This window comes from Acetobacterium sp. UBA5834, assembly GCF_002435675.1.
Classification (GTDB): domain Bacteria; phylum Bacillota; class Clostridia; order Eubacteriales; family Eubacteriaceae; genus Acetobacterium; species Acetobacterium wieringae.
This window is the reverse complement of record NZ_DJGY01000029.1, coordinates 42,622-55,436: the sequence shown is the minus strand read 5'-3', so window position 1 is coordinate 55,436 and position 12,815 is coordinate 42,622. Positions and strand designations below refer to the sequence as shown.

At 44.7% G+C, this 12,815-nt stretch carries 13 protein-coding genes; 2 read left to right on the top strand and 11 right to left on the bottom strand.

What is annotated here, in order from left to right; genetic code table 11:
• Nucleotides 1-78 precede the first annotated feature (78 nt).
• From B3F51_RS06070 to B3F51_RS06030, 9 genes are all read right to left on the bottom strand, one after another.
• Complete coding sequence (locus B3F51_RS06070; protein WP_207648659.1) at nucleotides 79-1,233, bottom strand: DUF924 family protein; 1,155 nt, start codon at nucleotides 1,231-1,233, stop codon at nucleotides 79-81.
• A gap of 501 nt (nucleotides 1,234-1,734) precedes the next feature.
• Entirely contained in the window at nucleotides 1,735-2,262 is a 528-nt protein-coding gene (locus tag B3F51_RS06065; protein WP_148637770.1) for a DUF2284 domain-containing protein, read from the bottom strand.
• Nucleotides 2,263-2,367: 105 nt separating this feature from the next.
• Nucleotides 2,368-3,093, bottom strand: a complete 726-nt coding sequence (locus B3F51_RS06060; RefSeq protein WP_070372169.1) for a GntR family transcriptional regulator — start codon at nucleotides 3,091-3,093, stop codon at nucleotides 2,368-2,370.
• Nucleotides 3,090-3,740, bottom strand: a complete 651-nt coding sequence (locus B3F51_RS06055; protein ID WP_286946066.1) for a cobalamin B12-binding domain-containing protein — start codon at nucleotides 3,738-3,740, stop codon at nucleotides 3,090-3,092. The genes B3F51_RS06060 and B3F51_RS06055 overlap by 4 nt, the downstream gene beginning before the upstream one ends.
• A 141-nt stretch (nucleotides 3,741-3,881) precedes the next feature.
• Nucleotides 3,882-4,685 carry a dihydropteroate synthase gene (locus tag B3F51_RS06050; protein WP_070372171.1) on the bottom strand — a complete coding sequence of 268 codons (804 nt, stop codon included), beginning with the start codon at nucleotides 4,683-4,685 and terminating at the stop codon, nucleotides 3,882-3,884.
• A 12-nt stretch (nucleotides 4,686-4,697) separates the two neighbouring features.
• Nucleotides 4,698-5,825: a uroporphyrinogen decarboxylase family protein gene (locus B3F51_RS06045; RefSeq protein WP_286946064.1), complete on the bottom strand. Its 1,128-nt coding sequence runs from the start codon at nucleotides 5,823-5,825 to the stop codon at nucleotides 4,698-4,700.
• Nucleotide 5,826: 1 nt separating this feature from the next.
• Nucleotides 5,827-6,444, bottom strand: a complete 618-nt coding sequence (locus B3F51_RS06040) for a cobalamin B12-binding domain-containing protein (protein WP_286946062.1) — start codon at nucleotides 6,442-6,444, stop codon at nucleotides 5,827-5,829.
• 259 nt (nucleotides 6,445-6,703) lie between these two features.
• Nucleotides 6,704-7,183, bottom strand: coding sequence for a hypothetical protein (locus tag B3F51_RS06035; RefSeq protein WP_148637767.1), 480 nt, complete (start codon nucleotides 7,181-7,183; stop codon nucleotides 6,704-6,706).
• 15 nt (nucleotides 7,184-7,198) lie between these two features.
• Entirely contained in the window at nucleotides 7,199-7,795 is a 597-nt protein-coding gene (locus B3F51_RS06030; RefSeq protein ID WP_286946061.1) for a GTP-binding protein, read from the bottom strand.
• Between the two features lie 822 nt (nucleotides 7,796-8,617).
• On the opposite strand from B3F51_RS06030, the gene B3F51_RS06025 reads away from it, so the two are divergent.
• Nucleotides 8,618-9,046, top strand: a complete 429-nt coding sequence (locus B3F51_RS06025; RefSeq protein ID WP_286946058.1) for a GNAT family N-acetyltransferase — start codon at nucleotides 8,618-8,620, stop codon at nucleotides 9,044-9,046.
• A 2-nt stretch (nucleotides 9,047-9,048) separates the two neighbouring features.
• The gene (locus B3F51_RS06020; protein WP_286946056.1) at nucleotides 9,049-9,450 is read left to right on the top strand and encodes an EamA family transporter; all 402 of its coding nucleotides are present in this window, start codon (nucleotides 9,049-9,051) and stop codon (nucleotides 9,448-9,450) included.
• Nucleotides 9,451-9,515: 65 nt separating this feature from the next.
• On the opposite strand, the gene B3F51_RS06015 is transcribed toward B3F51_RS06020, so the two are convergent.
• Nucleotides 9,516-10,370, bottom strand: coding sequence for an MBL fold metallo-hydrolase (locus B3F51_RS06015; protein ID WP_286946054.1), 855 nt, complete (start codon nucleotides 10,368-10,370; stop codon nucleotides 9,516-9,518).
• Nucleotides 10,371-10,402: 32 nt separating this feature from the next.
• Nucleotides 10,403-12,730, bottom strand: coding sequence for a methyl-accepting chemotaxis protein (locus tag B3F51_RS06010; RefSeq protein WP_286946051.1), 2,328 nt, complete (start codon nucleotides 12,728-12,730; stop codon nucleotides 10,403-10,405).
• Between the last annotated feature and the right edge of the window lie 85 nt (nucleotides 12,731-12,815).

The window sequence follows — 12,815 nt, the reverse complement described above, 5'->3', positions numbered from 1 at the left end:
ATCAGTGCCATCTATTTTTGTCATTGGCTAAATCACAGCGGGGTGCGACCGCTGCTAATAGCTGATCCGCTAAAGCGCCTAAAAACTGCTGCCTGGTTGTTTGAGGAAGGCCATTTCAGCCGCTGTAGACTCCCGCTTAAGGACCTCATTGCGATGGGGATAACGGCCAAACTGAGCAATGATCTGCTGATGCCGAATTTCATATTCCAGGGTTTTGGGATCGCCCAGGGCTTCAAAGAGCGGCAGCCCCAGCTGATGAATGCCAGCCGACTCCGAATGCATAAAGGGCATCAGCACAAACCGCTGCCGGAGCGGATCCAGTCGCTGATAATCCGGATGGCGGACGGCTTCCTGGGCCAGCGTCAGGGCCATGGCATCCTGGGCAAAGGCCCTGGAATCGTCACGGTTTAAGTTTCTGGAAAACTGATCCAGCAGGATAATCTCGGCCAGCCGTCCCTCGATGGTGTCCCGCCAGTCCGCTAAAAGACCCTTACCAGCCGCCACCCAACAATCGTAAAACTGCCTTCTGATCACCATATCGAAGGCCTCATTTTTCAAAAACCAGTAGGGCTGATTGGCGGGGTCAAACCAGAAATCCAGCACCGCTTTGGCCTCAGGCTGAAGGTCTGCCGAAGACCCTGAAAAAACCTGACCAAGAATCTCCACTTTCAGGCTGACACAGGCCTGATAAAGAGCTTTCGCTTCAGTCTGATAGCGGCTTTGATAGGCGCGATCACCAATCAGCATCAGATTGACATCAATGCCTGACTTGGATGCCGCTGCTGCCGCCTCAGCCAGATAGGCCCCGCCAACCAAATCCCCCAGCACTCTGGAAAAACTGCCTTTGATCACTTTTTCAATCTGCCCGAGGAGGCGGTGACAGTGCCTGAGAATCGCCATGAAGGGCTCGGTGGCACCTTTCATGGCCGTTTCATAAGCTTCCCGGTCAGTGGCTTTATTTTTGGCGGCGGTGATCACCCGGCCATAAGCGGCCATATCCACATCAGCCAAGTTTAAACCGGCCTGACGAAGCTCGGCCGCCAGGGCAATGGATTCTGCCAGCAGCGGATTATCGCCGTTTTTTCTGAGACTGCCATCACAAGACATTTCCAGCAGGGCTGCTGCCATGGCCACGGCCGTTGCCGCCGCACTCCCGGCTGCTGGCCCCGGGAAATCACACACTGCCATTTTTTTCAGATAATCGTCGACTGTTAACTCGCTTATTTTATACATCTTTTTCTCCCCTCGCTCGTAACCTGAGCGTTATCCTTTTGAATCCCTTCGCCAGATTTGCGCACTGTCGAGCTTTATAACGTTTAACAAAATTTAATTCTTATTATATCACGGTCGCAGTATTTTGTAACGAACCGGACATCAAAATCTGACGGGCTGGATAATAAGTCAAGTGTGTCATTTTTTCTTATTTTCATCCCAACTGTGTTACCATGGTAACAGCTTTTCTTATTTATATCGATTATACTAAATCATATCATGAACAAAGCTGAGCCACTGATCCTTCAAACCGCCTCATCATCAAGCGATCACAAAACGCAAGAAAGACCCGGTTAAACCAGATCTTTCTTGCTTTTGATTTACTCATACTTTTTCCTCCATCCTTTTACTAGGCTTATCATCGCATGGTTTTTTAGTTTTATCAATCATTTTCGTCGTCAGCCTGACGGCTCAGGGCCTCTACAAAAGACTGGGGCGTGATCCCGCCAGTCAAAGTTCCCGCTACCGATACAAAACCAGGCCGAAATAGGTCACCTTGTCGGCGCCGTTATTATACTTCATCCCCAGATCCCGACTCAGTCCCACCACATCAATTCCGGCCGCTTCCAGCGAGGGAATGGCCTGATCCGGGAACCGACAGGGTTTGTCATCGAGGATGGCACATTTTTTACAGATACCGCAGGTTCCGGCCGTAAAAAAGAGACAATCCTGATGATCGGCTTTAGCTTGCCGGTTAATATCCTGAATGATCTCCCGAAAGGCCATCCCTGCAGCCAGCATCCCCTGGTAATCGTTTCGGGACATCACCGGATAGGCTTTGGAAAAGACCAGTCCCTGGTCGTAGCTGGCAATCAGCTGGCGGTAATAATCAAGATCGCCCACTGCCGGCGGACACATGTGGTTTTTGCCGTAAAACCCGCAGTAATTGTCGGCACAGCGATCCCGGACCTCTTCAGTGATCTGAATGTCACCCCGATCTCTCAGTGCTGCAATTTCAGTAAATTCACCCTGTTTAAGATATTCTTTCATTTCATTCCTCCTGATTCGATTCTAAATTACTGCCGTGTTTGCCGCATTTAAAGCGCAGGCCAGGCTACTGGCCAGCATGCGGCCGCAGCCAGTTGCTGATACTGCCTAAAATATCCGTTTGTCTTCGCTGTCTTTGGGAGTAGCCGCCTTGATGCTCAAGTATCGGGGACTCACATAAAACCAGGCATACTGCAACATTTGCTGGGTCGCCTCATTGCGAATCAGCTCCGTGATTTCAAAGACCGGTTCATTTTGCCCCAGATTCAGGGTTTCCCGGACTTCGTCACTAGGCATAACCACGGTGATGTCAAGGGATTTATCCAGCACGAAGGCCAGCTTTTCTTCCACCGGCTTCATATAATTGGCAAATTTCAGCATGTCTTCAATAACCGGCTGGTGATGAACGTAGGGCAGGTAAATAATCTCCATGGCAATTTCCCGGTCATCCGAATAGAGTATCCGCTTAACTTCCACCGCTTTCTGATTGTCCTCCAGCTTCAAAATCCGGTCGATCTGTTTGGCTGGCAGCAGCACCTTAACCGAAATCAGCTTGACATTGTCAATGTGGATATTGAGGCCATCGTACTTGTTGAACTTGAACTGAAAAATATCCACTTCCGGCTTACAGACAAAATTACCCTTTCCGGGAACCGAATAAATATAACCTTCGTTGGAAAGCAGTGACAGGCTTTTGCGGATGGTCATCCGACTGGCCGAATATTCCTGCATCAGGGCTGTTTCGGAATTGAGCATGTCACCCGGTTTGAGCTGACTTTTTAAAATTTTGTCTTTTAAACTGGCCACGATCGCCAGATACAAAACATCACTCATACCTCCATCGCTCCCTTTTTCGCCTTCAGGTAGACCTCACAATACTGGATGCCCTCATAGAAGTTATTGGTCATGAAATCAATCTGCGGAATTTTGACATAATCCTGATTGACCACCGCTCCGCCCAACAAAAACCGACGATTGGCAAGCAGGTTTTCCGCTTCCAGGGCCTTGCCCAACTCCTGCAGATAGGGGATCGAATTAGTCATGACGCAGCTGACGGCAATGATATCCGGCTGATGCCGTTTGACTGCTTCCACAAATTTTGACACCCGCACATCGACCCCCAGATCGATAACGTGAATACTCCGGTTTTCCAGGGCATCGATCATCAGATCCTTGCCAATGTCGTGGATGTCGTCAAAAATCGTTCCAAACAGAACCGTGCCCAGCGATTTGTCTGCTGAACCGGTCCCCTGCTTGAGATTCGCCGCCGCAAAAATATTTTTGGCAATCATCCCCGAAACAATCAGATCGGCAATATAACATTCACCATTTTCATACTTCTTTCCGATTTCAGCCAGACCTTCCATCACCAGATCATATAGCTCCTGGACGGCAATCCCCTCTTTGATCAGTTGGTCAGCCAGCTCTTCGGCCTCATTTAGTTTTAAGTCGGCAATCAGTTCAATCAGTTTTTCCTTCATTTCTTCCCCTCAACGCTTCTGTTCCACTTTGTATTCATGATTATATCACATTTACTTTTATCAGCCTACCGGCATTTGCTGGCCCGCTTAAGCAGTTTGGCCCTCTTCCTGTAACCAGGAAAAGGGCCAGGCTCTGCCTATTTATTTTTTACTGAATTCAACTTTTGCTGCAATGGTGTAGTGTCGGCAGAAACGATCCCGACCCAGCAGCAGTTCGGTCGCTTTTAGCGATTCGATCAGTGCCACGTTTTCCGGGTTGACCACCGCCGAGTTCATGCCAGCGGCTACCGCCAGAGTCAAAAAGGTGCGATTGATCAGGGCCCGGTTGGGCAGACCAAAGGAAATATTGCTCAGCCCCCCGGTGATATGCGCTTGCGGATAGGTTTCCCGGATGGCCCGGATCGATTCAAAGGCCACCAGACCCGCCTGCTGATCGGTGGCCACGGCCATAATCAACGGATCGACATAGACTTTATCATCGGCGATCCCGGCTGCCCGGGTGGCCTCAAAAATCCGTTCCAAAACTGCCATCCGTTCAGCCACGGTTTTTGGCATCCCGGATTGTGATTCATCCAATGCCAGTGCGATGACATCGCAATCCCGTTCCCGAATAAACGGAATAAAACTCTTCAGACGAGCAGGATCACCATTGATGGAATTAATCATTGGCGTCTTGTTAACGACGTGAATGGCTTCTTTGATCACTTCCGGGGTTGAACTGTCAATGCAGATGGGAGTATCCGTGACGGACTGGACGACCTCCAGCAGCCACAGCATGTCCTCTTGCTCCCGGGAGGGGTCGGTGCCGGCGTTCACATCCAGATAGTCAGCCCCGGCATTGGCCTGATCCAGGGCTGTTTTTTTGATGAAGTCGGCATCCCGGTTTAAGATAGCTTCCTGGATGGCTTTGCGGGTGCCGTTTATTTTTTCTCCGATAAATATCATGGTGTCTCCGATCTATTTCCAGTCATTGGCGGCCTCAAACATGGCTACCATATTTTCAAATTTTGTATTGGCCGGGGCATCACAGCCAGCAGTGATAAACAGCCCTTTGGGACCAATGTCATCAATTAATTTTGTAACATAATCTTTTACTTCCTGAGTTGTCCCAGTTGCCAACAAAGGTGCTGGCACATCGCCCATAATCGCCACATGGTCGCCGAGTATTTTTCGGGCGTTTCGCAGATCCGTCATACCATCAGTATTGATGATGGATTTCTTTTCGGGGATTTCCAAAAACCGCTCAATATCACGATCCCAGCATTGGTCGAGATGGAAGGTCGCAATATTATCCGTTTCAATGAGTGCAAGTCCCATGGCTTTCATTCCCGGCCAAACCAGTCGATTCCATATTTTTGGTGACACCAACGCACTGGCACCCCGCCAGCCGCCAACCCAGGCACCGGTCCCGCTCAGAGGATTGATGCTTGCCAACATGCTTTGAATTGAACCCGGCAACATTACTTCAATGGCTTTTTCAATTTTATCCGGCATTTTATAGCAGTCCATAAAAAACTGAGACATGGATCGCCCACCACATAACACTTCAAAAGGTGGACTCGCAAAGCCGCTATTAACAACAGGAAGATCACTATTTATAAATAATTCAACATTTTTATGTCCATTTTTCTGCTGATATGCGATGCTTTCCTGAAATTCATTCATATCCACAAGGGTCGGGAAAATCCGATTAAATACTGTTTCAAACCCCTGTTCAATGATCACGTCATAATCTTCCGGCGTGAGGACATTCGTTTCAACGACTTGCCATAATGAATCAACCGGCAATTCTCTACCTGGCATTTTTATCTTTGACAGCCAGGCCATTGGCAGACTATGATCTGAACGCATTCCGTTGACACCAATGTTCAGGCAATCGACTGGCGTAATCGCATCGATTTCATTGATATAGTCCAGTGTTGTTTTGATCATAATGTCCGCATCCATTGCAAAATTTTTCATTTTCACATTCATGTGGGCAGCCGGTGCGGCTTGTCCCATAAAACAGGTGGTAACACGTTCATTTTTAAAATTAACCGTATCTTTTATCTTCTGTGATCGCTCTTCATATAATTGACTTGCCATCTTACAACATCTCCTTACATAATCGCACTGCCGACTGGGCATCATCGCCGACGGCATCGGCACCGGTATAGCTGACAACCGATTCATCCGTCGGGCCGCCGCCAATTATAATTTTCACCTGATCTCTCAAGCCTGCGGCTTCAACGGCTTTGACGGTATTCAGTATGGAATCATAGCAGGTGGTGAGCAGACACGACAACGCCAGAATCGGGGCGCCGGATTCCTTTAAGGCGTCCACAAAAACTTCCGGTTTGGCATCAACCCCCACATCAATGACATCAAAGCCGCCGGATTTAAGCATGACATAGACCAGATCTTTACCGATATCGTGGATATCGCCTTCAACTGTGCCCAATACGACCTTGCCCAAAATATCACCGGTTTTGCCGGACAGATGCGGTTCCAGCATTATGCCCACTTCTTTAAACATTTCGCCGGACATCATCAGATCAGAAACAAAATAGTCCCCGGCACTAAACATCTCCCCAACTTTAACCATTCCGGCTTCGCACTCCTTTAGAATCTCGACCGGATCCCGTCCATTGTCCAAATCAAGCTGTACGCTTTCCATCAGTTCATCCATTTCCAGATTTGCCAGCAATTCACTTATCTTTGCCATTTTTACATTCCTCCAACTATTTTTGAATCAATAATCTTTGGAGAATGCCCATCAAAATACAATCGTTATATACAAGTAAAAAATCTATTATCATTTACTCAGATTTATGGTAAAATTCTGATGAGATCTCCTTTTTTCCGTGAGTACCAATTAAGGGCCGCAATCCCTGTATGCCTGGAATTAAGGAGTCTTTTGTTTTTTTGACATCGCATCTACCTCCTGTTTTAATTTATAACATCGATGTTACTCGATTATTATGCTAATGCCCACAGGTCTCATCATGTTCATGATTGTCGTGACAAACCGGACAGTCAACTTCACCACAGCTATGGTTTGTTACTTCAGGTTGATTGCTTTCCCGATAGTCAGTCAGCATTTCATACACACTACAGGTTCGTGCCAGGGCCAGATGAAAATTTTGCAGATTCCTTTTTTTATCGACCCCGGATACAATGGCATTAAAGGTCAGGTGGCCTTTGCTATTTTGTCTGTCGGTTCCATTGAACTCACAGTTTACCGGTTTATTCAAAGCGACACTGCTGAGACGAATAAAACGATCATCTCCCAATTCAATAATCGCTTTGATATGTCCAATCATGAAATTTTCGGTCTTGCTTAACTGCTCAAGATAATTTTCTAAAAAAAAGCAGCCGATTTCCTGCCATTTTTTACTCGACCCCGCCTGTCGTAACGTCAGTGTTGTCTCAATGGCCAGTGTTTTAAAAATATTCTGATACATCGTCGTTCTCCTTTTTTACCCACCAATGATTTTTGGGATCTGTTCATTAACTAAGTGCTTCACATCAATTTGCACCGTCGGCAGATCCTGGTGATACTGTTTGATCACCTCTTCTGTTTTTTTGATTTCATCTGCCGCAGCGACATCAATTTTGTTGATAACGGCAAAATCTGCCAGCGGTACCGACGCCGCCAAATACGGTTCCAACACCGCTTCAAACATCTCAATTCGCGTCGGATCAAGAATCATCACGTTTCTGATTTGCTCTTTTGAAAAACCACTGTGGGAAAGGGCCGGATAGATTGCCGCAGGATCGGCTGCTCCCGAGGGTTCAATTAAGATATAATCCAGTTCATAATTCGCCATTAACTGAGTGAGGGTATCTTCCAAACTGATGGCCAGGGTACAGCAGATACAACCGCCAAATATTTCCCATACCGCATACCCCATTTTTTTCATTTGCAGATTGTCAATACCAATCTCGCCCACCTCATTGACAATGATGGCACTGCGTTTTTTTGTTTCAGCCAGGTTTTTTGCGCAGCGTAACAATAGCGACGTTTTGCCGGAACCAAGAAATCCGGTAAATAAAACGATTTTGGGTCCATCCATGATCATTCTCCATTCTTAACTTATACGTACAAGTAAGTATGGATTTAATATAAACCACTGTAAACGTTTTGTCAAGCTACTTTCGCAAATTTGTTTTTATTTACGATATGTCTCTGTCGTCTTGGCAAGACTTAAGAAGATTGTCTCATCGTCATGCCTCCATTAGAACAATTCTTGTCCTATTAATACTTTGATTATTACAAATTATAACCGCGATCGCTAAACTGACAAGTAACGAAAGCTAAACAAATCCTAAATAAGCACTATAGTTTTTCTTTTGCGTCGTTCATTTAAACTTATTCTAATGACTGCAAACTGAAAGGTTTGACATAAAAAGGTGGACGCTAACCAGAAATTGATTAGCGTCCACCTTTTTTTACTAACTACCAGTCTAATTATATATCTCCTTACGAACAAATGCATCAGCCTTACCTTTAAGCATTTCATCCTGACTGGACAGCTCTTCACTGGCGGTCTCACTTTCCTCTGCGGTAGCTAAATAGGTCTGAAAGACAATGTCGTCAAGTCTTACTGAAGCCCTTCTGTTGTGACTTCTGCTAGAAAGATAGTCCTGAATTTGGAAGAAAAACATCGTTTACAATTAATATAAATTTTTATTTCTTGACTGATATTTGATACGACCATCCTCAAGCCATTTTTGAGACCTTGACAATTAAAAACCAGCTTGCTATAATAAACAAAAAATAACATGCTGTTTTCATCACCGGGTGAAAATGAAAAAGCATCTTAATTGAGCCGTAGGTACAGTGTAGCAATACACCACAAGGTTCAATTGGGATGCTTTGTTTTTTGGGAGGAAAGATGCTACAAAGAAAAAATAGCTTAACACCGGATGTTATTGCGATTCGCAGGGAAGTTTTTATGATTGAGCAGGGGTTTAAAGAAGAATTTGATGATCTTGATTCCCAATCTGTTCACCTGATATACCATGAAGACAACGTCCCTGTAGCTGTCTGCCGATACTATCCGGCTGAAACTGACGGAATCTATATTCTTGGCAGAATAGCCGTAAGGGCAGCCTATCGGGGGAAAAGCCTGGGGAAATACCTGGTGGAAATGGCAGAGAGCGAAATCATAAAAGACGGTGGCCATAAAATTGTTCTCTCGTCACAGCTCCGTGCTCAGACATTTTATGAAAAATGTGGGTTTTCAGCCGTAGGCGATGTCTATCTGGATGAGCATTGTCCACACATCGCCATGGAAAAAAAACTGGAAACAGAAAGGGGATAATCATGGAAGCCGCACTATACATTCCCATTTTGGTGATTATCTTTGCCAATGTACTCTATCATAATCTGGCCAAAATTACCCCGCCAGAAGCCAATGCCTTTTTAAGCCTTGCCGTTGCTTACGGTGTCGCCATGACAATGACTTTAAGTTTATACTTTTTCAGCGGTCCCAAATTAAGTGAAGATTTTTTCAAACTCAATCCCAGTAGTTATCTATTAGGCATCGCTGTTGTCGGAATCGAGCTGGGTTATATATTTTTATATCGAAGTGGTTTTAAACTCAGCAGCGGCTCCTTGATTGCCAATATTTCTGTGACGCTGCTGCTGATCATTATTGGCGCAATTTTGTACAAAGAGCCAATCTCTCCCAAGCAGGTTTTGGGAATTATCCTTTGCCTGGGATGACTGTTTTTTATTAAAGGGTAACCCTTCTTCGTGAATCAGCGATTTTAAAGACAGAACAGCATTCATTACTTGCGGTACTTCATTGCCTCGTCAAAGAGAATATCTTCATCCTTTTTTTCCTTTTTTGTAATAATCGCCACGAAATCATCAGCATTGTCACGGCTCCCCTGAAAAATGTGCATGACTCCTTCAAACTTCGGAATCAGACTGTATCGAAACAACTTTCCTTTATCATTATGCTGGCTGAATTCGGCACAGCTTCTAAAGATCTCCAGTCTTTCCTTTTCGAAGAGGCGCTGGTGGTGACTGGTAACAAAATAGTCGAAGGACAGTCTGGCGACCTTATCCAAAGTCCTTAAATAAGCATTCACGGATAAACTCTCTTCCAGAAAAAGGCACATAATCGGTGTGAAGGCGTCCCCGGATAGCAGCACCCCCAATTCTTTGCACAATAACCCCATGGATCCCGGGGTATGTCCGGGAAGACTGATCGCCTCCAGTCTGACCCCTCCCAGATCAAAGCGCATCCCTTCCTTCAGTTCAAGAAAGTCTGGCCGCGATGACGCATTCAGTCCGTGAACGGCCTGATGGGTAAACGGAAGCTTCTTTTTGGCATTATTGACGACCAGTTCACGGATCTCTTTATCAAAATATATTTCCAGATTAATGGCTTCTTGTGACGATAAATAGACTTCATCAAATAAAAAGGCTCCTCCCAAATGGTCAAAATGGGCGTGACTGAGGACGACAATCACCGGGAGATCTGTGAGGGTTTTCAGATAACTGCGCAGATCGCCAACGCCGGACATGGTATCAAACAACAAGGCAGCGTGTCGGCCAATTACCAGGGTCGCCACATAACCCAAAGGGTCGCGAATTGAAATCAGGTTTTTCTTTAAAGTGTGATGGCTAAAACCCATGGTTTTTTATTTCCTTCCTCTTCAGGTTCACTTCAATTCGATTGTTCTCTCAGCTGAAATTGATTAATGCTTTCTTTTAGTAATTCCGCCTGACTTGACATTTCTTCACTTGTGGCAGCACTCTCTTCAGATGTTGCCGAATTCTGTTGGACTACCTGGGCCACCTGTTCAATGCCAGTGTTAATCTGTGCGATCGCAGTAGCCTGCTCATTGGAAGCCTCAGAAATATCTTTGACCAGATCAGTAACTTTTTCAATCCCAGTCACAATCTCCATAAGTGCGGCAGCTGTTTCATCTGCGATCGCAGTGCCGACTTTCACCTTTTTGATAGAACCTTCAATCAAGGCAGTAGTTTCTTTAGCGGCATCAGCACTTCGGGCTGCCAGAGTCCGCACTTCTTCAGCGACAACAGCAAATCCTTTCCCCAATTGACCGGCTCTAGCTGCCTCAACAGCGGCATTTAATGCCAATATATTAGTCTGAAAGGCAATGTCATCAATGACCTTTATTATTTTTGAAATATCGTTTGACGATTGATTAATATTGATCATGGAAACCTGCATTTCATTCATTTGTTTATTTCCAACAGCAGCTGTATCACGAACCGATGACGATAGTTCACGGGCTTTATTTGCATTGATGGCACTATCTTTGGTTTGAATCGCTATTGCTGAAATAGTTGCAGTAAGCTCTTCAAGAGAACTGGCCTGCTCAGTAGTTCCCTGTGCTAATGATTGACTTCCCACAGCAACCTGATTCGCACCACTACTCACCAGCTCTGCCGAAATGTTTATGTCCCTGAGGAGGATATTCAAAGTAACGATAATTAGATTAAGAGAGTCAGAGATTCCTACAAAATCACCTTCAAATGCCGGTATTTCATTAATATTCAGATTTCCCGTACTGATTTCCTTTGTGATTGATGAAATTTCAGTGATCACCCGGTTGAGTTGTTTGACGGTATGATTGACCGCTTGTTTCAATTTTCCAAAATCACCTTCATACTGACCACTTACCATAACGCTGAGATTGCCGCTTGATACATCATCCATAACCGCAGAAACTTCGTGGAGAGGCTTGGCAACACTAGTTAAAATATTATTCATGCCCTTGATAATTGTCTGCCAGGAACCACTCAGGCGCATTTCATCAGCCTGAATTTCAAGGTTTCCCTTAATAATTGCCTGGGTTAAAAAATCGGCATCAGCAACAAGGTAACCAATTGATCGTTTCACAGCACTCAAACTATTGCAGATTTCATTGAAGCTAGTAAATATCTCAGTGGTGTACTGGTTCGCTTCCCCGATATTCTGATCAAAACTTAAATCACCGGCGGCCAGAAGCAATAAGTTATTCTTGAGTCGCAGAACTTCAACTTCCATATAATGATTGGTACTGACAATAGGCGTAACATCAATGGTAATTTCAACAAATCCAATCTGATCTGCTGCGGTATTTTCAATGTACTGTACATTTTTATGATAATATTTTCCTTGCCTTTCGAAATCAAAAGACGTTTGATCATTGGCAATAAGACAGTAAATACTGCAGCTGTCGTTGCATCCGACCTGATTGCATTCGGTCAGATTCAACTTGCAATATTTGGTCCCATAGATCGATTCCCTCGGCCCGGCAAAGTGAGTCTCCTGAAACAAACGATCACAGGCTTTATTGATAAAAATCCATTTTGAATTCGGGTTCAGAATATGTAAAGGATATGGGATTGCGTCCATGGCATTTTCGTAGAGGCTGACTTTTTCATTGAGTTCACTGATATGACGATGGATGTTTTCTACAATTGTTCGATACATTCCCTGAAATTCCGGATCAACATGCTTAAAAATGTGACCAAATGAGTCGATGTGAAGATCCTCAGTAACACTTTTTAATCTTTCCAGGGAGTGGCCCATTGACAGAAGATTTTTTCCGATTATATCGTCATCAGAAAAAGTTGGGATTTCACCTTTCACATTTCCTGTTGCCAATTGTGCTGTCGCATGTGCGTATGTTTTCATTTTCCGGATGATTAAAAGCATGCTTTGTTCCAGATCGCTGGCATTATTAGCTAAATCGCGGTAGCCGTCATCTTCATCAATACTGACGTCACCTTTGACAATGCAATTAACAATCTGGTCTATCCACGATAACTGCTTTGCAAAATTTACAGCGCTAAAAAGCATCGAGACAATCATTAGACACAGGGCAAACCCGAAGACCGCAAACAATGAACTCTTATTCGTTGTAAAAAAAGTTGCTCCCATTATTAATAAAATGATTATAAGCATTGGACCATATAATTGCATTAAAAATTTTAGCATAAACATTCTGTTTTTCTTCATAAGAGTTTTCCACCTTTTCAAAATTTATGGTTAGTGTCAAAGATCATTTCGCTTGAATTCGGCTCTTTCCCCAGTTAATGCCGATCTTTACTTAATTAAAAAGGCA

Excerpts from the sequence above, each read along its gene's own strand:
- B3F51_RS06055 (WP_286946066.1), bottom strand. The coding sequence starts at position 3,740 with ATGAAGGAAAAACTGATTGAACTGATTGCCGACTTAAAACTAAATGAG.
- B3F51_RS06050 (WP_070372171.1), bottom strand. The coding sequence starts at position 4,685 with ATGATATTTATCGGAGAAAAAATAAACGGCACCCGCAAAGCCATCCAG.
- B3F51_RS06035 (WP_148637767.1), bottom strand. The coding sequence starts at position 7,183 with ATGTATCAGAATATTTTTAAAACACTGGCCATTGAGACAACACTGACG.
- B3F51_RS06020 (WP_286946056.1), top strand. The coding sequence starts at position 9,049 with ATGGAAGCCGCACTATACATTCCCATTTTGGTGATTATCTTTGCCAAT.
- B3F51_RS06025 (WP_286946058.1), top strand. The coding sequence starts at position 8,618 with ATGCTACAAAGAAAAAATAGCTTAACACCGGATGTTATTGCGATTCGC.
- B3F51_RS06070 (WP_207648659.1), bottom strand. The coding sequence starts at position 1,233 with ATGTATAAAATAAGCGAGTTAACAGTCGACGATTATCTGAAAAAAATG.
- B3F51_RS06060 (WP_070372169.1), bottom strand. The coding sequence starts at position 3,093 with ATGAGTGATGTTTTGTATCTGGCGATCGTGGCCAGTTTAAAAGACAAA.
- B3F51_RS06045 (WP_286946064.1), bottom strand. The coding sequence starts at position 5,825 with ATGGCAAGTCAATTATATGAAGAGCGATCACAGAAGATAAAAGATACG.
- B3F51_RS06030 (WP_286946061.1), bottom strand. The coding sequence starts at position 7,795 with ATGGATGGACCCAAAATCGTTTTATTTACCGGATTTCTTGGTTCCGGC.
- B3F51_RS06040 (WP_286946062.1), bottom strand. The coding sequence starts at position 6,444 with ATGGCAAAGATAAGTGAATTGCTGGCAAATCTGGAAATGGATGAACTG.
- B3F51_RS06065 (WP_148637770.1), bottom strand. The coding sequence starts at position 2,262 with ATGAAAGAATATCTTAAACAGGGTGAATTTACTGAAATTGCAGCACTG.
- B3F51_RS06015 (WP_286946054.1), bottom strand. The coding sequence starts at position 10,370 with ATGGGTTTTAGCCATCACACTTTAAAGAAAAACCTGATTTCAATTCGC.